The organism is Spirosoma litoris, assembly GCF_054776755.1.
The window spans coordinates 446,848-466,254 of sequence record NZ_BAAHBI010000010.1 but is presented as its reverse complement, the minus strand read 5'-3'; the positions used below and the strand labels follow the sequence as shown (position 1 = coordinate 466,254).

Sequence of the window (19,407 nt, the reverse complement as noted above, 5' to 3'; positions counted from 1 at the left end):
GCCGTTATACTCTACCCTTCATAAAATCACCAGCGGCAGATTTCAATAGCCCGGCAAAGGAGTTCAGACAAAATAAAACACCCCGATCAATCAACGCTTTGGCCTGATCGCCGGTGGCCGCTGTAGTCCCTGCAATCAATCCTGCTTTTCTGATTTTTTCGACAACGCCCGCAATAGTCCGTTTCACTTCATCATGGCCGGGGCCGTCGTAATAACCCATGCTCATGGCTAAGTCACGCGGACCAATGACGAAACCATCGAGCCCATCAACCTGTAGCAAATCGTCGAGATTAGCGATGGCTTCTTTGTCTTCAATTTGTGCTAAGATCAGGGTCTGTTCGTTCGCAAATTCGACGGCTTCGCCCTGATTCATATTCCCCAACAGATAGTCATTGGCCCGTGCAGGGGCAAATCCTCGTAGGCCCAAAGGTGGATATTTAACGGCCTGTACCAACGCTTCGGCTTCGGCAACCGTACTAACGCCAGGCATCATAATGCCCATTACGCCCGAATCCAGAAATTGCAGAATCAATTTGGGGTCATTGCTACGCACGCGAGCCAACGGCGTGATGCCACTTACCTCACAGGCGCGCACAATGTCCTGAACCTGTGCTGTTGTAACGGGGCTGTGCTCGCCATCGATCATGTAAAAATCCAGGCCCGAAAAACCACAAAGTTCCGCAACGGTAGGATCGGAGCTGTTAGAAAGTACGCCCAAAACGGGCTGGCTATTTTTGAGCCGGGTTTTAACAATATTTTGCTTCATAGTACGAAGGTAATACGGTTTTCGGTATTCAGTTTACGGTGGGTGACACGCCATCATTCCTACATCAACTACCGTAAACTGAATACCGAAAACCGTCTAACTCCCAAACATATCTGCTGCCAACCGAAACGTGTTGCAGTGCGCTTCTACAATATCAGTCAGGCGGGGAGAGTAGCCCCCTCCCATCGATACAACGATGGGCAGGCTATTTTTGATAGCCTGTTCAAACACAAACTGATCCCGCTCTTTGCATCCTTCCCGGCTAACGCTCAGCTTTCCCAGGCGATCCGACGCCAGAATATCGACACCCGATACATAAAACAGAAAGTCGGGCTGCACACGACGAATCAACCCCGGCAATGTATCGAATAAGGTATTCAGATAGCGGTCATCTTCAGTGCCGGTATCGAATTCGATATCGAAGTCAGATTGCTCTTTTTTGAGGGGATAATTGTCTTTCCCGTGCATACTAAACGTAAACACGCGGGGCTCATGCTGAAACATAACGGCGGTTCCATTCCCTTGGTGAACATCCAGATCAATCACCAGAATTTTCTGCACCTGACCTGTTTCAAGCAAATAGTGAGCCGCAACACCCACGTCATTTAACAGACAAAATCCCTCACCGCGATCAGGAAACGCATGGTGAGTTCCTCCCGCAATGTTCATCGAAACCCCATCCGTTCGGGCAATTTGTGTACCTTCAAGCGTTCCCTGCGTAATGATCCACTCCCGCTCGATAAGCTCAGGCGTGAGCGGAAACCCAATCCGGCGCATCATCTTTGGATCAACCGTTCCGGTTTTTAGTGCCTGCACATAGTCGGGAGTATGCACGCCCAGCACCCATCGATTATCGACCGGATCAGGAGCAAAAAAGTTAGCTTCCGTACAGGTTCCCTCGTACAAAAGTTGTTCGTGAATCAGTTCATATTTGAGCATGGGAAACCGATGGCCTTCGGGTAATCGGAGTCGGTAAACGGGCGAAAAGGCAATCTGAAGCATGAACAAATAAGGTCGGTAGGTTGCAGAAATCAACTGTCCCGTTCGATAAGGATACGCATTAGTTAACCCATCTTTGGCAAGTTGTGTTACCAAACCAACTCAATTGTTCGTTGGTATGGTTTATCCAACTTCATAATGTGGCTTGTATGAAAACAGCTATTATCACCGGGGGCGGTCAGGGAATTGGCCGCGTGGCAACACAATATTTACTTACGCACGGCTATCGGGTAGCGGTTTGGGAGGCCGACACCGACGCGTTGGCCGAACTCAAAGAAGCCTTTAAAGCCTCGTCGGCACAAATTTTATTCGTTTCCTGTGATGTTTCCAGTGAGTTGAATGTCCGAAAAGCAGCCGAACAAACTGTTGCGCATTTTGGGCAAATCGATACCCTGATTAACAATGCGGCCATCATGATCGAGAAACCGCTCGACAAACTCATGCTAGACGAATGGAACCGGGTCATCAGTACGAATTTAACAGGTGCTTTTCTGTGTGCGAAACACACCGCCCCTTACCTGGCTACTCAGAAAGGCAGCATCATCAATATCTGTTCAACACGGGCGTTTCAGTCGGAGCCAGATACGTTTGCCTACTCAGCCAGCAAAGGGGGCCTTCTGGCGCTAACACACTCCCTCGCCATTAGTCTGGGCCCCGACGTTCGTGTCAATGCCATTAGCCCCGGCTGGATCGATGTGTCGGCACTAAAGAAAAAAGCGAAGGCTAAATCCGATGAACTTCAACCCGAAGATCACGATCAGCATCCGGCAGGCCGGGTGGGGCAACCCGACGATATTGCCCGGATGATCCTGTTCCTGATAGCGCCCGAAAACAGTTTTATTACGGGTCAGAATTTCGTGGTTGATGGCGGAATGACCCGTAAAATGATTTACGTATAACTACGCTACTAAAAAGGCTAAAACATCCTCACCTTTGCGGTGTTTAGTAAGTAGTTTTATCATCTTCATCAGCCATGAATATAGAACTTTCTACATCCATAGATAAATCTCCACTGGAAGTCCTTGATTTACAGGTAACCTCCCGGCGGGCTTCGGGAAAATCAATTCTATCGCTGCGCTTTCTGTGTAACAACGATCGCCATACGAATCATCTTCAAATACCCGAATTGACCTGGTTCGACGCTAGTCAACTGCAAAATTTTTCGCAGAATCTGGCAACGGCGCAATATCCAGAAACCTATCAGGTCGATTTACTGGACGCGGGTGTACGACTGACGGGTTCGGTACGCCAGTTGGCAGGTCGATGGACAACCGGACGCACTGTCCGAATTGAACCCTTGGCCTCATCGGCCAGCCAGTTTGCTCCGTTTACCATACACGCGTCGCACCTCGACGTGAAGACCTACGCGGGTAAACTGTATCATCGTCTGTGGGAATTGTTCACAAAGGGTTAAACCGAATTCGGCTTTTCGGGTTATGCAGTAAACGATGTCCCTACTTACCATGGAAAATGCAAATCAGGATGCGATGCTCAATGAGCAATCGCAGACGTTTAATCCCAGCACGGGGGGCACAGCCCAAACGCCCGACGACAGTATTACACTGAATGAAGATTACAATCCAACCGACCTGGCAGGCGATGTGAACTCCCCGCCTACTACACCAACAGACGAGCAGGATGCAGCTAAACCCAATAAAGGAACCGGTGCCGCTTCAGGTAGTCCAAATATGGAGCCCGATTTAACGAATTATGGTAATGGAGATGCCCTCGGAAATAACGATGGCACTGAGCCAGACCCTGCCTGGACAGACGAAGATCGGGTCTAATGAACAATGTAAAGAACGAGTACTAGATTAAAACAACAGGCACCGCTTGATCAAGCGGTGCCTGTTGTTTTATGCTTATGGGTAGGTAAATCTACCTTACCTTTGCTTTTAGTAGTGATCTCTTTAAACGTCGTTCTTTGGTGAAGTTTTCCTTTATTGCTTCCATTATCTGTCTGTTACTGAGTCCCAGTGTCCTATTGGCTCAGAAAAAAAACGAGAGTTATCAGCTTCACATCAACCGGGCCACCTCACCAGTTATTGTCGACGGAACCATCGATGAACCTGCCTGGCAGGCAGCCGAAGTGGCCAGTGATTTCTGGATGGTACTCCCGATGGATACCAGCCGCGCCCGCGTTCGCACCGACGTTCGGATGACTTACGATGACCATAATGTATATTTAAGTGCCATCTGCTATCATGGCGATGTGCCAGGCCCCTACATGGTTGAATCGCTCCGACGCGACTGGGCTTTTCTCAAAAATGATAACTTCATTTTTTTCATGGACACCTTCGACGACCAGACGAATGGCTTCACCTTTGGCACCAATGCCGCTGGTGCTCAGTGGGATGGACTGTTATATGAAGGAGGAAAAGCCAATCTAAGCTGGGATAATAAATGGACATCCGTTGTTCGGAATTACCCGGATCGCTACGTAATTGAACTGGCGATTCCGTTCAAAACGATTCGCTACAAAAAAGGCATCTCTCGCTGGGGAATCAACTTTAGTCGGCAGGATTTGAAAACGACTGAGAAATCATCCTGGACGCCTATACAACGTCAGTTTCCAACGGCCTCACTGGCCTTAACCGGAGTTCTGGTCTGGGATCAGCCTCCGCCACAACCCGGCCCCAATATTTCCATTATTCCTTATGCGTTGAGTGGAGTAACCCGCGACTATCAGAATGGTGTTCCGACCAAAAGTCGTTTCGATGCCGGGTTGGATGCCAAAGTGGCCGTTACCTCATCATTAAACCTTGATTTAACAGTTAATCCCGATTTTTCGCAGGTCGATGTCGATCAGCAAGTGACGAATCTGGATCGCTATGAGCTGTTTTTTCCAGAGAAGCGACAATTCTTTTTAGAGAACGGCGATCAATTTACCAACTTCGGCTATGCAACGATTCGACCATTTTTTAGCCGTCGGATTGGGTTGGGTGGCGTGCCTATTCGCTTTGGCGCCCGACTGAGTGGTAAACTCAATAAAGATTGGCGACTTGGCATTATGGATATGCAGACCGGAAGCGTGGATGAAACAGGGTTGCCCGCTCAGAATTTTGCGGTTGTCGCCCTACAACGACGTGTTTCCGCTCGTTCGAACATCGGGATGATCTTCGTTAATAAAGAATCGCTATCGTATACCCCAAACCCTGACAAACCCCTTTACTCACGCTATAACCGAAACTTAGGGTTGGAGTATAATCTGGCTTCGTCAAATAACGTCTGGACGGGAAAGGCCCTGTATGTCAAATCATTCAGACCCGATCAGCCGGGAAATGATGCCGTATATGCCGCTAACCTGCAATATTTCACTCGTCGATGGCTGATCAGCGGTCAGGTAGAGTCGATCGGCAAAAACTACACGGCCGAAGCTGGCTATGTTCCTCGTATTGGTTATGAGCGAGGCATGGCGACACTCGGTTACACCTTTTTACCCACAGGTAGTGGCGTACTCAACCACGGACCAACGCTCACATCGACGTATTTTTTCGATCCTGCCTGGAAACAGAGCGATAATGAAAGCATGCTCAGCTATGCTATCACGTTCCGTAGTCGAAGTGTGTTCACCGCCTGGGTTGCCACCGATTACGTTCGGCTACTTCAACCGTTTGATCCCACTAATTCAGGTCGCGAAACACTGGCGACGGGCACAGAACATAACTGGACCGCTTGGGGAACCGATTTTGATTCGAAACCTCAGAGCGTATTTACCTATGGATTTTCGTCGCGTTACGGCGGTTATTATGCGAACGGTACTCGCTTGAATCTCACTGCCGATCTAGGCTACCGGTTCCAACCATACGTCAGTCTGGCTGCCAGTGCGAGTTATAACGACATTCGTCTGCCGCAACCCTGGGGTGCCACTACCTTCTGGCTTGTTGGCCCCCGTTTCGACTTTACGTTTACGAACAAGCTGTACCTGACCACGTTTGTGCAGTATAATGAGCAGCAAAAAAACATGAATGTTAATGCTCGTGTTCAATGGCGTTACAAACCCGCTTCCGACTTTTTCCTGGTCTATACCGACAACTATTTACCCAATTCTGCGCAGATTGGTCAGGATGTACCGGGGTTCTTTTCGGTTAAAAATCGGGCGCTGGTACTGAAGTGGACTTACTGGTGGAATCTTTAATTTTCAGGGTTTTAAACAAACTGAATCAGTGTCTGTTTTATTGACAATCCGCTAAAAAACGGACGGTTAGTTACTACACTAAAATTCAGTCAACGTTTATGAAAACTCTATTGCGTTTTTTCCCCATAGCCTTTGTGGCTTTATTTTTAACCTTGTTTTTGACCAGTTGCGAGGCCATAGGCGATATTTTCAAAGCCGGGGCCTGGACGGGTGCTATACTTGTCATTCTAGGGATTGGACTAGTCATCTGGTTGGTCTCCAAGCTCTTTGGTGGAGGTAGTAAGTAACTTCTCTTTAGGATTTTCTTCAACAAAAAGGCAGCTTTCTAAAATTAGAAAGCTGCCTTTTTGTTGAGTGCAGTATGAGGAAATCAATTTAACATGAAAATACTTGTTCTATAATACTACATACTTATATATATACTATATTTATGTTTTAAATTACTAAATAAAGATTCATGTATAAATTTTTACCTTTCCTTTTGTCAACTTATTTCTGCCAAGCTCAGGATTCGACATCATCGATTCGATATCTTGAAAGAAATGTCTGGCGTGTAGACTTTTTCGGGCCTGGTGTTAGCAACGAAAGGTCGATTGGACAGAAAACTACAATAGTATCTCGTCTTGGGTTTGTTAGTTCACCGGCCTTTATTAAAACTGTAACTTCGTCCATAGGTCAGTTTGAATCATCTGGTGGTTTTGCCTTTAGCCCCCGATTATCAATAGCAGGCAGACATTTTTATAATTTCAACCGTCGTATTCAAAAAGGCAAATCAATCCGGTATAATTCGGGGAATTATATCAGCGCAAAAGTTCTCTATACATTCTCCCCAATTTCTAACTGTGACTGTAATGGAGCTGTTATTCGGCCAAATGATATTCAGGGGTTTGCATTGCAAGCTCTGTGGGGGTTCCAACGAACTTATAGGAAGAATTTCTATCTTAATTTAGAGTTGGGATTAAGCACCAGAAGTACACTAATTAATGTTCGGGCGAACTCTTCACTTACATCAGAAGCTTATTTTACTCTAGGCTATACATTCCCGAGTCGTCACAAATAATCTATGGATAATTTAACGACAAATACAGATAAATAAACAAAGCTATATTTGGGCTACATCACTAAAAATATACTTACTATCATCTAGTCGCTACGCCTTAGCAATCATCCGATCGAACACAGCTCTTTGTTCTTTCATTGAAGCTACTTTATCAGCCGGATTGGTATGGCATTCAAGGAGTACCCAGCCTTTGTAGTTCATTTTCACCAGATTAGTTAATAATTCCTGATAAGGATAGTCGGTTCTGTCCAGTTCACGAACATGGCAGGTAGCCCCAAATCGGTTTTTGACTAAGTTGAAATTGGACGCGAAACCTTTGCCATTCAAATCCTGCGGGTTGCAATTCCAGCAAATGGTCGCGTTCGGATGAGTAGCGACATCCATAATCTGCTTAATTGCAGGCAACTCCTGCGTTTCTTCACCGTGAACTTCCAGTCGAATCTGCTGTCCAAAGTCTGCCCCATAGCGAGCAAGCTCATTGAGCGCTTCGCCGATTTGCGTCAGTGTTTTTTCGGTAGGTACTTCTTTATGGAGCGCATTCGGTTTCACTTTTACGCCCGTTCCGCCCACGTCGGCACTCAACCGAATAAATTCTTTTGACCTTTCAATCGATTCTTTCAGTTTGGCCTGATCCACAAAATCGAATTGCTGGTTTGTTCCAAGTCCAACAAGCTGAACGGGACTATCCATGAATCTCTTTTTAACCTCCTGCCGCTGCGCCGAATTCAGATCAGGCATTACCTTATGCGCATGCTCTACGCGTAATTCTACACCACGTATGTCTGTGTCCGTACAGTTTTTTATCAGCGTAGGTAAATCCCAATCTTTACCCCACAGATAGGTCACAAACCCCAACTTAATCGCCGATTTTTCCTTAGCGATTTCCATAGCCAGGGTCGTTGGTCCTGACATAAGAGAGGCTCCAGCCAGCAATGAGATTTCTTTCAGAAATGTGTTTCTATCCATAGTAGACATTGCGCTTAAGATTAGCAGTTGGATTTACCAGGAAATGAGTGCGATTGGGCAAGCTGGCGACCAAACAGATAAAGTTTAACCTCTCACATTATTACTTGCCTCCAGGCCTTTCGCAGAAAGGCTATAAAAAGCAATGGTCCTCAACTTAGCTGCTAAGTTGAGGACCATTGCTTTTTTTTACGTATGTTTTGCTTAAGCTACCAATTCCAGCAAACCATCTCGCTGAAGCACAGCTCGTTGGCGTTCACTCAGATCGTCGGAAGCTTTCATAAGCGGTAGCCGGACTTCAGCCGAAATCAAGCCCATAATTTCCAGAACATTTTTAATACCTACGGGATTTCCTTCTTCGTACAAGAGCGGATCGATGCGCAGGAAATGACCAAGTTCTTTCTGAGCAAAGGCAAAATCGCCTTGTAAAGCGGCTTCAATCATGCCACTGAACTTGGCAGGCAATGCATTGGCAACCACCGACATAACCCCTACTCCACCGATACTAATAATGGGGACACCCTGCACGTCATCTCCTGAAATGAGTAGGAAGTCATCAGGTTTATCGCGAACAATTTCCATGCACTGCTCAATCACACACGATGCTTCTTTTACACCAATGATATTGGGGTGTTGGGCCAGTTCACAAATCGTTTCGGCCGACATATTGATACCGGTCCGAAATGGAATGTTGTATAAGATAACTGGGACTGGACTTGCATCGGCAATCCGCGTAAAATGCTCGATAACCCCCCGTTTGCCAGGTTTATTATAGTATGGGCAAACCGAAAGAATAGCATCGACGCCTTCAAAATCAATATCTTTCATACCCGATACAACATCAGACGTAACGTTTCCGCCCACGCCAAATACGATAGGGAGTTTCTTCGGGTTATTTTCCTTAAGGTATTGCAACAACTGTTTCTTCTCCTGCTTAGTCACGGTAGGCGATTCGCCAGTGGTGCCCTGCAGGACAATGTAACGCACACCGCCATCGGAGATGTGCCGAATGATGCGGCCGAAGCCGTCGTAATCAATAGACAGGTCGGCATTGAAAGGTGTCACAATGGCAACACCTACGCCATGGAATTTAGTATCCATTAGAAGAAACAGGAATATATATTCCTGCAAAGTTACAGGATTTTACTGGGGAGTTATTGTTTCGGAGTAACTTGAGAGAAGTCTTTTGGCAAAAAACCATTCAAAGGCAATAGGTCAAAGAGCTCATCATGAATTCGAGCGACATATAATCCGGATTTTTCAGCCTCCTGAATGACATTATCAGAGGCATCAACGAAGGCTAAAATTCCGTACAGTTTTTTACCTTTTTGTTCCGGAAAATAATCGGTAAAGCGGTCCAGGATTTTCAACATCTGCTCAATGTCCCGTCGCTTCAGATGGCTTTTAACTTCCACAACAACTACAGTATTGACCGCTCCATTAGCAATACCCAGCACATCAATTTCAATAGTGTCGCTGCCCTTCTGCGTTTTATAACGCGTTGTTACAGTGGTCATGCCAAACCGCTCCCGTAGTACTTTTTCCATTGCTGGAAACGCCATGCCTTCTGTAAAGCTACCAAATTTGTTACCCAGATCGCCAATGAGCTTAGCATTACGTTCGGTAAGCTCAGCGGTACGCGTGAGGATTTTCTTTATTTCATCAAAGCTTGTAGTCGACTCCATTGTTCAGTGGGCGGTTAAGTATACAAATATAGCGAATATAGTTTCGATATACGCTACACCTCCAGCATCGCCAGGAATTCGTCTTCGCCAATCATTTGCACATTGAGTTTTTGTGCTTTATCGATCTTGGATGGACCCGCATTTTCGCCCACAATGAGGTAATTCAGCTTTTTGGAAATACCGCTGAGCAGTCTTCCACCATTGGCTTCAATACGATTTTCCAACTCTTCGCGGCTGAAATTGGCGAATGTGCCCGTATACAGAAATGTCTTCCCAGCCAGTGCATCACCTTCCTGTTCAACCACTTTTTTCTCACCAGCAAACTGCAAACCAGCCGCCCGCAATTGCTCTACGAACGCCCGATTGTACTCATCGGCAAACCATGTCACCACACTCTCGGCAATGCGTGGACCCGTATCCGGAACAGCCAGTAACTCTTCCTGGCTAGCCTTCATAATAGCATCCATCGACCCAAAATAATCCACCAGTTTTTCGGCAGTTGTGCTCCCTACATAGCGAATACCCAGCGCAAATAGCACGTTCTGAAAGGGTTGTGCTTTCGACCGTTCAATGGCCGTTAAAATATTCTCAACGGTTTTCTCCCGAAAACTAACAATCCGTTTTTTTCCGGTCTCTTCATCAAGGAATACTTTCTCAAGCCCTAGCAGTTGCTCGCTGGTCAATGAATAGAGATCAGCTGGCGTTTCCACCAGGCCCCGATCAATGAGCATTTCGATCTTGCCTTCGCCCAGGCTCTCGATATTCATGGCCCGACGCTGGATAAAATGCTCGAATCGGGTCTGTCGTTGCGGTGGGCAACCACGCTCATTGGGGCAATAGTGGTTGGCTTCGCCTTCCTTCCGAATCAAGGGGGTGCCACAGGCTGGACAGGTTGTGGGGTAAACAATGGGTTGGCTTTGATCGGTGCGCCTATTCAGATCTACACCAGTTATTTTCGGAATGATCTCGCCACCTTTCTCCACAAAAACGGTGTCGTAAAGCCGCACGCCCAGGCGTTCAATTTCGTTGGCATTGTGCAAGGATGCTCGTTTCACGGTGGTTCCTGCCAGTAACACCGGGGTAAGCAAGGCAACGGGCGTGACCGATCCGGTACGGCCAACCTGATACCGAATACCTGTCAAAACGGTACTGGCAGCTAATGCCTTATATTTAAACGAGATGGCCCAACGCGGACTTTTCGCTGTATAGCCCAACTCCCGCTGCTGATCGTAGCGATTTACTTTGATTACAATCCCATCTGTGCCCAGTGGCAACGTAAACCGTTTTTCTTCCCACTGATTGATGTATTGCATCACCTCCTGAATGTTGGTGCATTTTTGCCAAGTTGGCGAGACATTGAACCCCCATTGCTTCATCGCAATCAGGCTTTCTTCATGGGTCTGAAAAACGTCGGGGTCTGATAAAAACGAATAAACATAGCAATCAAGTCGGCGTTTAGCCACCGCCCCCGAATCCTGCTGTTTAAACGTACCCGAAGCGGCATTTCTCGGATTGGCCAACAAAGGTTCGCCAATGTCTTCGCGCTCTTTATTGATTCGTTCAAACTCAGCCAATGGCAAAAACCCTTCGCCACGCACTTCAAAAAGAGCAGGGGGCAGGGGGCTCGGTGCAGGGGGGGTATTATCAGCAAAGGCAATCGTAATCTGGCCATTACCAAACTCCGTCCTGCCTGTTTCCTGCTCCGCGCTCCCCGCTCCGCGCCCCCCGCCTACCACACGTAATGGGACAGTTCGAATTGTTCGGATATTGTTCGTAATGTCATCTCCCCGAACACCATCTCCACGGGTAGCACCCTGTACCAGTAGGCCGTTCTCATACGTCATGCTTAAGGCTACACCGTCGAATTTGAGTTCACAGATGTATTCGTAGGGCTGATTATTCAACCCTTTCTGGACCCGCTTATCAAACTCAATCAAGTCCTCTTCGGAGTAGGTATTTCCCAGCGATAACATTGGGAAACGATGATAAACCGTTGCGAACTCCTTGCTAATTGTCCCACCAACCCGCGCTGTTGGCGATTCAGGCCGGCGAAATTCGGGATATTGTGTTTCAAGATCGGCCAATTCGGCCAGGAGTTGATCGAATGTAAAGTCATCTACCTCCGAAATACTATTTTGGTAGTATTGGTGGGTATAATAATTCAGACGATCGGTTAATTCGGCTATACGCTCCTGGGGTGTCATAAAATAAGTTGTTAGGCATTCTTCGTTGACAATAGTCAATAGTCATCAGTAGCATATATTGGCTAATGACTATTGACCGTTGACTAACGACTAGTCAGCAATATTGGGTTTGTTTCCTCGTTCAAGCAAAAAAACGTTAGTTTTACAGGATAAAAAATTACGTAATTGTTAACGGCTACTAACTAAGTCTTTCTTTTTCAATGGATTGATTTTTTAGGGCGTCAAAACAACCATGACTCAGCCTTTCATTGCCCCTTCGCTACTAGCCGCCGACTTTGCTAATCTGCAAAAAGAGCTGGATTTAATAAACCGCAGCGAGGCCGATTATCTTCATTTCGACGTAATGGATGGCTTGTTTGTTCCTAACATTTCTTTTGGCTTTCCACTGTTAGAAACAGCAAAAAAATATTGCCAGAAACCGCTGGATGTGCATTTAATGATTGTACAACCGGAACGCTACCTGGAAGCTTTTGCCGAAGGGGGCGCATCGGTTATTCACGTACATTATGAAGCCTGCACGCACCTCCATCGAACGCTTAGCCAAATCCGGGAATTAGGTTGCCGGGCCGGAGTGGCTCTTAATCCACATACCCCAATTTCCGTCCTTGAAGATGTTCTGGAGCAGATTGATGTTATTTTAATCATGTCTGTAAATCCGGGCTTCGGGGGACAAACGTTTATTCCTCATACGATTCAGAAAATAACGAAGTTAAAACAATTACTAACAGCAAATCGGTCGGCGGCTCTGATTGAAGTTGACGGAGGGGTTGGCGAAAAAAACGCACCAATCTTACTCAACGCTGGCGCCGATATACTGGTAGCAGGCAATTCCGTTTTCAGAGCCACCGATCCGCTGGAGGCAATCCGTCAATTAAAAAACAGCCGTCAGCCTACAATAGCCTGATGCTTTCCGTAACTCTTAACTTTAATTGACTCAGCAAGCATCCTCCATGATTAAATTATATCTGGCCATTCTGTTCAGCTCGCTCCTTCTGATCACGGCTTGTACAAATTCTTCCCAGAATCAAACAGAGAATTCTCCCTCTGATACGACTGCCTCAGCCGCTCCGCCCACACCCGACTGGGCTAAGAATGCAACTATTTATGAAGTAAATACACGCCAGTTTTCGCCACAGGGGAATTTTAAGGCAATTGAAGCTCAACTGCCCCGGCTGAAAGAGATGGGCATAGATATTATCTGGCTGATGCCAATTTACCCCATTAGTCAGGAAACAAAAAAAGGAGTACAAGCCAGTCCTTACGCGATAACTGATTTCAAAACCATAAATCCAGACTATGGGACAATGGCAGACCTTAAATCATTGGTCAACCGGGCTCATGCGCTGGGGCTGCGGGTTATTCTTGATTGGGTTGCCAGCCATACGGCTCAGGACCATAGCTGGGTAAAAGAACACCCAGACTGGTACGTTACAGAAAAAGGCAAAATGGTCTCTCCCACTAATTATCAGACGGGTAAACCAACCAACTGGCTTAGTGTGGTTAAGCTTGATTACGACAATCCAGCGCTACGAAAAAGCATGACCGAAGCCATGGAATACTGGGTCAAGGAAGCTGATATTGATGGCTATCGCTGCAATGCAGCGGGTTACGTTCCCAATTCGTTCTGGAACGCACTACGCCCCCAATTAGATAAGATCAAGCCAGTATTCATGTTAGCCGAATGGGAAGCCGATCCAGATCAGTTTCGAGGCTGTTTTAATATGAATTATGGCTGGAGCATGTATAACCTGATGAAATCTGTAGCCAAAGGTGTTAGCACTGCCAGCAAGATTGACTCACTGCGTGAGGCAAATCAGAAACTGTTTCCAAAGTGGTATTATCAGATGCTGTTCACGCAGAATCATGATGAGAATACCAACAATGGTACGCTAGACGAATCGTTTGGCCCCGGAGCCGATGCATTCATTGTTCTGAGCAGTACGCTCGAAGGTATGCCGTTGGTCTACAATGGAATGGAATCTAACCTTAATAAGCGGCTGGCTGTTTCGGATAAAGACACGATAGCCTGGGACGGCTATTCTAAAAGCGATTTCTTCAAAACTCTGCTCACGCTAAAACATCGCAACAAGGCGCTTTGGAATGGGCTGTCTGGTGGCAATGCGGTGAAAATAATAACGGATCATGATGATCAGGTGTATGCTTTTCATCGTCAGCGCGACAATGATCGTGTTGTTGTTTTACTTAACTTAAGCGGGACCCCCCAAACAGTACATTTATCGGGTGATGGCTACGCAGGTACATATGCAGAAATATTTAGTCATCAATCGGTAGAGTTAAAACCCGAAATGGCTGTAACTTTAAAACCGTGGGAATACCGAGTGCTAACGAACTAGTGCTTTACCAAGCAAGATACTATTGATTCTATCTGATTTTATTAAATTGATTATCAATAAGAACCTCAAATAGAATTTAAAGTATCTAAAATTGGACGAGTACTAGGTTTTCTGACTGGGTGGTAATTCTGTGTTCCTCATTGCAACTATTGCAACAAAAATCAGTCTATATTACTCATCGTTTAATCGTTTATGCGAGTCTGGAGCATTTTAGCGGTCATATTTAGCGTAGCCAGTTCGATTGGTTTTGCGCAAACAACTGATGCGCAACAGCGAGCCGCCAGCCCTACCAATTTACCATCCCCTGAAAAAGACGCCATACAATGGGCCAGTCGGGTTGTGGGTGTATCATCTGAGAAAAAAGGCGAACCTACCGGCGAGCAATATAAAGCCTCTCAGGTACTAGGCCGCCCCAGCAAAGTCCCTGAAATGGGCGAAAGTCCCTGTGCGTGGGCGCCCTTTTACGCCGATGGCACAGCCGATGAATGGATTCAGGTAGGATTTGAAAACCCTATTCAGGCCCGGCAAATTATTGTGGCTGAAAATGTAAATCCCGGATCGGTGGTAAAAGTCATCGTGATTGATGAAAAAGGGAAAGAGCATGCTGTTTATCAGGCCACCAGTGTTCAGGCGCGTCAGGACCCTTTACTACGAATTTTCCCCAAGGACTCGGCTTTTTTATGTACGCAGATTAAAGTTGTCATCAATGGAGCTGCCCTGAAAGGGATGAATCAGATTGATGCCATTGGGATTTCTGAAGATACGAAACCAATTACGGTAGGCATCAACGTTTCGAAAAACACGCCTAAGGACATTCAGAAAGAAAATCTCGGCAAAACGGTAAACTCGCCGGGTCAGGAAGTAGCTCCCGTTATCTCACCCGATGGACGGACGCTGTATTTCACCCGGAATTTCAATAAAGCAAATATGGGGGCTCCTGATCGCCAGGATGTCTGGTACTCCACACTGGAATCGGCGTCAAACGGTAACCCGCCTGGTTGGAGCGAAGCGGTCAATATTGGGCCTCCCATTAATAATAATGGTGACAATGCCATTAGCGGAATGGCCCCTGACGGACGAACGGCTTACCTGATCAATGTATATCGCCCCGATGGAGGCATGTCGTTTGGCATTTCGAAGTCCATTCGGACTAAAGCCGGTTGGTCTCAGCCAGTTGAGTGCCGAATTGCCAACAACTATAATCTGCACGAAAAAAATCAACTTGAGTTTTGTGTATCGCCCGATGGGAAGGCAATTATCTTAGCCGTGCAGCGGAAAGATACCCGTGGTAATCGTGATCTCTATGTATCGCTTCTAAAACCGGATAATTCCTGGTCGGAGCCGGTATCGTTGGGTGGCGTTGTAAACACCGCCGAGTTTGAGAGTTCGCCTTTTTTAGCTGCCGATGGCCGAACGCTCTATTTTACCTCTGCCGGACATCCTGGTTATGGGAATGGCGATATTTTTGTCAGCCGCCGACAAGATGATTCCTGGGGAAACTGGAGTGAACCCGAAAACCTTGGGCCATCTATCAACACCAACGAATGGGATGGTTATTTTACCATTCCGGCATCCGGTGATTTTGCATACCTGAGTTCGCGGTCTGGTTCGCTGGGAGAAGATGACATTTTTCGTCTGCGACTATTTCCTGCCATCAAGCCAGACCCCGTTGCCATTATATCCGGGCAAGTGTTGGACTCTCAAAGCAAAAAGCCAGTGGCCTCAGAAGTAGCATCGGGTCTATTTGGCGATTCGAAAGAGATCTCTAAAGTAGATTACAATCCTGAAACGGGCGAGTATAAAATGATTCTCCCTACGCAGAAGGTTTACAATCTAAAAGCAAAAAAAGAGGGCTACTTTACCACCACCGAAACCCTTGATTTAAGCAAAGACAAGCGATTCCGGGATATTAAGCGGACGCTTTATCTGGTAAAAATTGAGCCAGGCCAAAAAATCGTCATGCGCGAGGTGCTGTTTCAGCAAAGCCAATTTACCCTGCTTCCGGGAGCCAACTCAGAACTGGATCAGGTCGTATCAATGCTGGAAAAATACCCAACAATGGAACTGCTAATCGAAGGCCATACGGATAATCAGGGCGATTGGGAACCTAATATGAAGCTTTCTGAAGACCGTGTTCGGGTTGTAAAAGAGTACCTGATCAGCAAAGGGATTTCCGAAAAACGCATTCAGACGAAGGCGTGGGGACCGAGTAAACCCGTTGCCAGCAACGAAACCGAAGAGAAACGAAAACAGAATCGACGCGTCGAATTCACGATTCTCAAACTCTGAAAACCTAACTTTGATAGGGTATATTTTTTCTGACAGGATTTACCGGTTGAACAAGACTTACTGAACAAAACGGTTGTTTATACGACTTACCAATCCTGTTCATCCGGTAAATCCTATCGAAAAGAACTTGTCCTACACTCATTTTGCCGTAGTTTTGGCCCAATGTCTGTCCAATTATCCCGCAATAGCCTGCTTTTATTAAGCGCTTTACTAGTCTTAGCATTGGCACTTCGCCTGTACCGAGTTGGTACCTATGGCATTTATTTCGACGAAAAATCGACCTTACTTATTAGCCAGGGTGTTTGCCTGGAAGGCGCTAATCAGAAGGATGTCTTCAGCAAACCCTATTTTACGCCAGCTGAATTCTGGAAGCCCAAAACCATCAATGACTTTATTGAAGCGAATATCCGGGGCGATATTGGAAATAGCCCTGCTTACTATGGTGTGCTATGGCTCTGGCTCAAGATATTCGGCTTAAGCGATGCTTCCCTGCGAATGCCTTCGGTTATTTTTAGTACGTTGATTGTTTGGCTGCTTTTTGTATTTGTCCGACGACATTTCCAATCCACCAATCGATCTACTGACGCGTTTGGGCTTAGTTCTGTTGATAAAATAGCACTGACGAGTGCCGCTATTGCTACAATCGAGCCTTTTTTTGTAGCCTACAGCCACATCGCCCGGAATTACTCCATGACGTTTTTTCTGACGTTACTGGCCACTCATATTTTTCTGCTGATTCAGGAGCGCGTTCGTTCGTCAGATCGTCATCTACGCTATTCTGGACCTTCCTTACCCTGGCTTTACATTAGCTACGGGGCCGTTTTTGTAACAGCCGTGCTATCGCATTATTTAGCGATCACGGTATTTTTATGTCATGGTCTTTATGCACTGCTCTATCTCCGAAATGGTCGGGCCTGGGTCACCCTTGGTCTAACAGCAATAATCGGTATTGGGCTTATTTCGTTGTGGTTTCGTTACGGCGGAGGTAAATACACGTTTTATATCCTAGAAGAACAAAAGAATTTTTACCGTAACCTGGCTCTTACCAACCCCCGAAATAATGTTTTCGGTATTATTCTTCCTGCCACGCTACCCAATATCACAGTTCGGGCAATTCCCGTTTTCTCCGATTTGTTCATGATCACCAATGGGCTAAGTCAGGTCTTAAGCGGTATTCGTAACTCAGTACTGGCATTAGGACTTGGGACAGTTACGACGCTAATCATGCATAGGTACTTTTCGATGGCGAAACCGCCAGTCTGGGTGTACGCTGCTATGACGGTGCTTTTGCTAATCGGCCTGCCATTTTACACGGTTCAACCACTTCGGCTATTGGTTCTGTCGGTAGCCATTCCGTTTATTTACCTCATCGGCCGATACGTAGTTGATCAAACTGATACAGACCAGAAGCGTTTTGTTGTTCTTTTACTTCTGTTGGCTTTTGTACCCACGTTGTTTTTACTATTTATGGCCTGGCGCTCCGGGCATACCTATGGTATTACACAACGTTATTCCGGTTTTTCATTCCCCTATGTCTGTATTTTAGTAGCATTAGGACTCTATCAGTTAACTAGCCTTCGCTGGTGGTTCAGTTTGCCTATCGCAGTTGTTCTGCTTATTCAGGCAGGCCACATTGTACTAACGTTAGGCAATATTTACGCTGACACTTCGCCTAAATACACGCTTTTTGGTACACCCCGAATTGCCAACCCCTATAGATCGTCTGCTCAGCAATTAATTCAATTGTATGCGCCGGGGGATACGATTCTGTATCCAAATAAAAAACGAGTTATTTACTCGGAGAAAAATGACAAAACCTTCTCGCCTGTGTCGCTCTATGATGCTCAATTAGTAAACGTTTATTTGCCCAAAGATGCGCAGTATATTCAGCGGGTTGACCCAAATGAACGGGATCGGATTGTACTGGTGAAAGGAAATTCGGATAAAAAAATTACTATTTTTGATTTTCAGGGCGGTACTTATCGCTACGGAGACTAACCAATGAACAATGGATAATGTACAATGAATAATGCCAGTCGAATGGTCCATTATTCATTGTACATTATCCATTTACTTAACAACCATGACATCAACGACAGAAATCACTGACCTGCAAACACTTCAGGGGCAGCTTAGGCTCAAAATACTGAGTCTCTACAATCAGGCGCATGCCGGTCATATTGGTTGTTCATTGAGTTGCGTAGACTTAATGATTGCTACACTCGTGCTACGCAAGCGGGAACAGGATACGTTTTTATTATCGAAAGGACATGCAGCGGCTTCGCTTTATGCATGTCTGAATCATTTGGGTGAAATTTCGGACGAGGTACTGGCAACTTATTACCTGAATGGCACTACTCTTCCAGCTCACCCTGCACCGAATAAACATAAAGGCATTCCATTTGCTACGGGTTCGTTAGGACATGGTTTACCCATTGGTTCGGGGATAGCTCAGGCGGGCAAGCTGACAGGCGATGATTCTCGCGTATTTGTCCTGATGTCGGATGGAGAAACGAACGAAGGGACAACCTGGGAAGCCGCTCATTTTGCCATTCAGCACAAACTGGATAATCTGATTGTACTGGTTGATAAAAATGGCTTGCAGGGTTTTGGCCAAACTGCCGACGTTTTGGGAGATACGGCTTCTGTTCAAACCTGGAATGCCATTGGCTTTGAAACTGCGGTTGTTGATGGGCATAACGTTGCCGAGTTATTGACTACAATTGATCGGCTGACCGCTACCCCAAACGGAAAACCCAAACTCATCATTGCCAAAACAGTAAAAGGTAAAGGCGTGTCGTATATGGAAAATCGGCTTGAATGGCACTATTTACCCATGACCGAAACGCAGTACGAACAAGCTAAAGACGATGTAAATGAGCATTATCTAGCCTTAACTACAGTTCAGGAATAAGCCTGTATCGGTTACCGTTTCCTATAAAAAAGCCT

The 19,407-nt window shown here is 46.2% G+C and carries 16 protein-coding genes; 10 read left to right on the top strand and 6 right to left on the bottom strand.

The window, feature by feature from the left end:
- Nucleotides 1-4: 4 nt before the first annotated feature.
- Both ACYVGR_RS08390 and ACYVGR_RS08385 read right to left on the bottom strand, forming a co-directional pair.
- Complete coding sequence (locus ACYVGR_RS08390) at nucleotides 5-766, bottom strand: HpcH/HpaI aldolase family protein (protein WP_460955448.1); 762 nt, start codon at nucleotides 764-766, stop codon at nucleotides 5-7.
- A 96-nt stretch (nucleotides 767-862) separates the two neighbouring features.
- A complete protein-coding gene (locus ACYVGR_RS08385; RefSeq protein WP_460956082.1) occupies nucleotides 863-1,768 on the bottom strand; it encodes a histone deacetylase family protein in 906 nt (301 codons plus the stop codon).
- A gap of 146 nt (nucleotides 1,769-1,914) precedes the next feature.
- On the opposite strand from ACYVGR_RS08385, the gene ACYVGR_RS08380 reads away from it, so the two are divergent.
- The 5 genes from ACYVGR_RS08380 (at nucleotide 1,915) to ACYVGR_RS08360 (ending at nucleotide 6,190) form a co-directional block, all read left to right on the top strand.
- A complete protein-coding gene (locus tag ACYVGR_RS08380; protein WP_182463298.1) occupies nucleotides 1,915-2,664 on the top strand; it encodes an SDR family oxidoreductase in 750 nt (249 codons plus the stop codon).
- A 74-nt stretch (nucleotides 2,665-2,738) separates the two neighbouring features.
- Complete coding sequence (locus tag ACYVGR_RS08375) at nucleotides 2,739-3,179, top strand: hypothetical protein (RefSeq protein WP_460955445.1); 441 nt, start codon at nucleotides 2,739-2,741, stop codon at nucleotides 3,177-3,179.
- Between the two features lie 49 nt (nucleotides 3,180-3,228).
- Complete coding sequence (locus ACYVGR_RS08370; RefSeq protein ID WP_460955444.1) at nucleotides 3,229-3,552, top strand: hypothetical protein; 324 nt, start codon at nucleotides 3,229-3,231, stop codon at nucleotides 3,550-3,552.
- A 137-nt stretch (nucleotides 3,553-3,689) separates the two neighbouring features.
- A complete protein-coding gene (locus ACYVGR_RS08365; RefSeq protein ID WP_460955442.1) occupies nucleotides 3,690-5,903 on the top strand; it encodes a carbohydrate binding family 9 domain-containing protein in 2,214 nt (737 codons plus the stop codon).
- 98 nt (nucleotides 5,904-6,001) lie between these two features.
- Nucleotides 6,002-6,190, top strand: coding sequence for a hypothetical protein (locus ACYVGR_RS08360; protein ID WP_460955440.1), 189 nt, complete (start codon nucleotides 6,002-6,004; stop codon nucleotides 6,188-6,190).
- 863 nt (nucleotides 6,191-7,053) lie between these two features.
- Here ACYVGR_RS08360 and ACYVGR_RS08355 read toward each other — a convergent pair.
- From ACYVGR_RS08355 to ligA, 4 genes are all read right to left on the bottom strand, one after another.
- A complete protein-coding gene (locus ACYVGR_RS08355; RefSeq protein WP_460955438.1) occupies nucleotides 7,054-7,938 on the bottom strand; it encodes a sugar phosphate isomerase/epimerase family protein in 885 nt (294 codons plus the stop codon).
- 192 nt (nucleotides 7,939-8,130) lie between these two features.
- Nucleotides 8,131-9,027 (bottom strand): 4-hydroxy-tetrahydrodipicolinate synthase, encoded by an 897-nt coding sequence (gene dapA / locus ACYVGR_RS08350; RefSeq protein WP_460955436.1) that lies wholly within the window; start codon nucleotides 9,025-9,027, stop codon nucleotides 8,131-8,133.
- A 53-nt stretch (nucleotides 9,028-9,080) separates the two neighbouring features.
- The gene (locus ACYVGR_RS08345; protein ID WP_460955434.1) at nucleotides 9,081-9,611 is read right to left on the bottom strand and encodes a hypothetical protein; all 531 of its coding nucleotides are present in this window, start codon (nucleotides 9,609-9,611) and stop codon (nucleotides 9,081-9,083) included.
- A 53-nt stretch (nucleotides 9,612-9,664) separates the two neighbouring features.
- Nucleotides 9,665-11,815 carry an NAD-dependent DNA ligase LigA gene (gene ligA / locus ACYVGR_RS08340; RefSeq protein WP_460955432.1) on the bottom strand — a complete coding sequence of 717 codons (2,151 nt, stop codon included), beginning with the start codon at nucleotides 11,813-11,815 and terminating at the stop codon, nucleotides 9,665-9,667.
- A 232-nt stretch (nucleotides 11,816-12,047) separates the two neighbouring features.
- Here ligA and rpe point away from each other — a divergent pair, with 232 nt between their 5' ends.
- From rpe to ACYVGR_RS08315, 5 genes are all read left to right on the top strand, one after another.
- On the top strand, nucleotides 12,048-12,719 hold the full coding sequence (gene rpe, locus ACYVGR_RS08335) for a ribulose-phosphate 3-epimerase (protein WP_460955430.1): 672 nt from the start codon (nucleotides 12,048-12,050) through the stop codon (nucleotides 12,717-12,719).
- Nucleotides 12,720-12,765: 46 nt separating this feature from the next.
- A complete protein-coding gene (locus ACYVGR_RS08330) occupies nucleotides 12,766-14,169 on the top strand; it encodes an alpha-amylase family glycosyl hydrolase (RefSeq protein WP_460955429.1) in 1,404 nt (467 codons plus the stop codon).
- Nucleotides 14,170-14,361: 192 nt separating this feature from the next.
- Nucleotides 14,362-16,458, top strand: a complete 2,097-nt coding sequence (locus ACYVGR_RS08325) for an OmpA family protein (protein ID WP_460955427.1) — start codon at nucleotides 14,362-14,364, stop codon at nucleotides 16,456-16,458.
- 162 nt (nucleotides 16,459-16,620) lie between these two features.
- The gene (locus ACYVGR_RS08320; protein ID WP_460955425.1) at nucleotides 16,621-18,456 is read left to right on the top strand and encodes a glycosyltransferase family 39 protein; all 1,836 of its coding nucleotides are present in this window, start codon (nucleotides 16,621-16,623) and stop codon (nucleotides 18,454-18,456) included.
- Between the two features lie 85 nt (nucleotides 18,457-18,541).
- A complete protein-coding gene (locus ACYVGR_RS08315) occupies nucleotides 18,542-19,372 on the top strand; it encodes a transketolase (protein WP_460955423.1) in 831 nt (276 codons plus the stop codon).
- Nucleotides 19,373-19,407: the final 35 nt, after the last annotated feature.

What these genes read in the sequence shown, in the direction of transcription:
- ACYVGR_RS08355 (WP_460955438.1), bottom strand. Translation starts at nt 7,938, where the DNA reads ATGTCTACTATGGATAGAAACACATTTCTGAAAGAAATCTCATTGCTG.
- ACYVGR_RS08330 (WP_460955429.1), top strand. Translation starts at nt 12,766, where the DNA reads ATGATTAAATTATATCTGGCCATTCTGTTCAGCTCGCTCCTTCTGATC.
- ACYVGR_RS08315 (WP_460955423.1), top strand. Translation starts at nt 18,542, where the DNA reads ATGACATCAACGACAGAAATCACTGACCTGCAAACACTTCAGGGGCAG.
- ACYVGR_RS08370 (WP_460955444.1), top strand. Translation starts at nt 3,229, where the DNA reads ATGGAAAATGCAAATCAGGATGCGATGCTCAATGAGCAATCGCAGACG.
- ACYVGR_RS08360 (WP_460955440.1), top strand. Translation starts at nt 6,002, where the DNA reads ATGAAAACTCTATTGCGTTTTTTCCCCATAGCCTTTGTGGCTTTATTT.
- ligA (WP_460955432.1), bottom strand. Translation starts at nt 11,815, where the DNA reads ATGACACCCCAGGAGCGTATAGCCGAATTAACCGATCGTCTGAATTAT.
- ACYVGR_RS08325 (WP_460955427.1), top strand. Translation starts at nt 14,362, where the DNA reads ATGCGAGTCTGGAGCATTTTAGCGGTCATATTTAGCGTAGCCAGTTCG.
- ACYVGR_RS08390 (WP_460955448.1), bottom strand. Translation starts at nt 766, where the DNA reads ATGAAGCAAAATATTGTTAAAACCCGGCTCAAAAATAGCCAGCCCGTT.
- rpe (WP_460955430.1), top strand. Translation starts at nt 12,048, where the DNA reads ATGACTCAGCCTTTCATTGCCCCTTCGCTACTAGCCGCCGACTTTGCT.
- dapA (WP_460955436.1), bottom strand. Translation starts at nt 9,027, where the DNA reads ATGGATACTAAATTCCATGGCGTAGGTGTTGCCATTGTGACACCTTTC.
- ACYVGR_RS08380 (WP_182463298.1), top strand. Translation starts at nt 1,915, where the DNA reads ATGAAAACAGCTATTATCACCGGGGGCGGTCAGGGAATTGGCCGCGTG.
- ACYVGR_RS08345 (WP_460955434.1), bottom strand. Translation starts at nt 9,611, where the DNA reads ATGGAGTCGACTACAAGCTTTGATGAAATAAAGAAAATCCTCACGCGT.
- ACYVGR_RS08320 (WP_460955425.1), top strand. Translation starts at nt 16,621, where the DNA reads ATGTCTGTCCAATTATCCCGCAATAGCCTGCTTTTATTAAGCGCTTTA.
- ACYVGR_RS08385 (WP_460956082.1), bottom strand. Translation starts at nt 1,768, where the DNA reads ATGCTTCAGATTGCCTTTTCGCCCGTTTACCGACTCCGATTACCCGAA.
- ACYVGR_RS08375 (WP_460955445.1), top strand. Translation starts at nt 2,739, where the DNA reads ATGAATATAGAACTTTCTACATCCATAGATAAATCTCCACTGGAAGTC.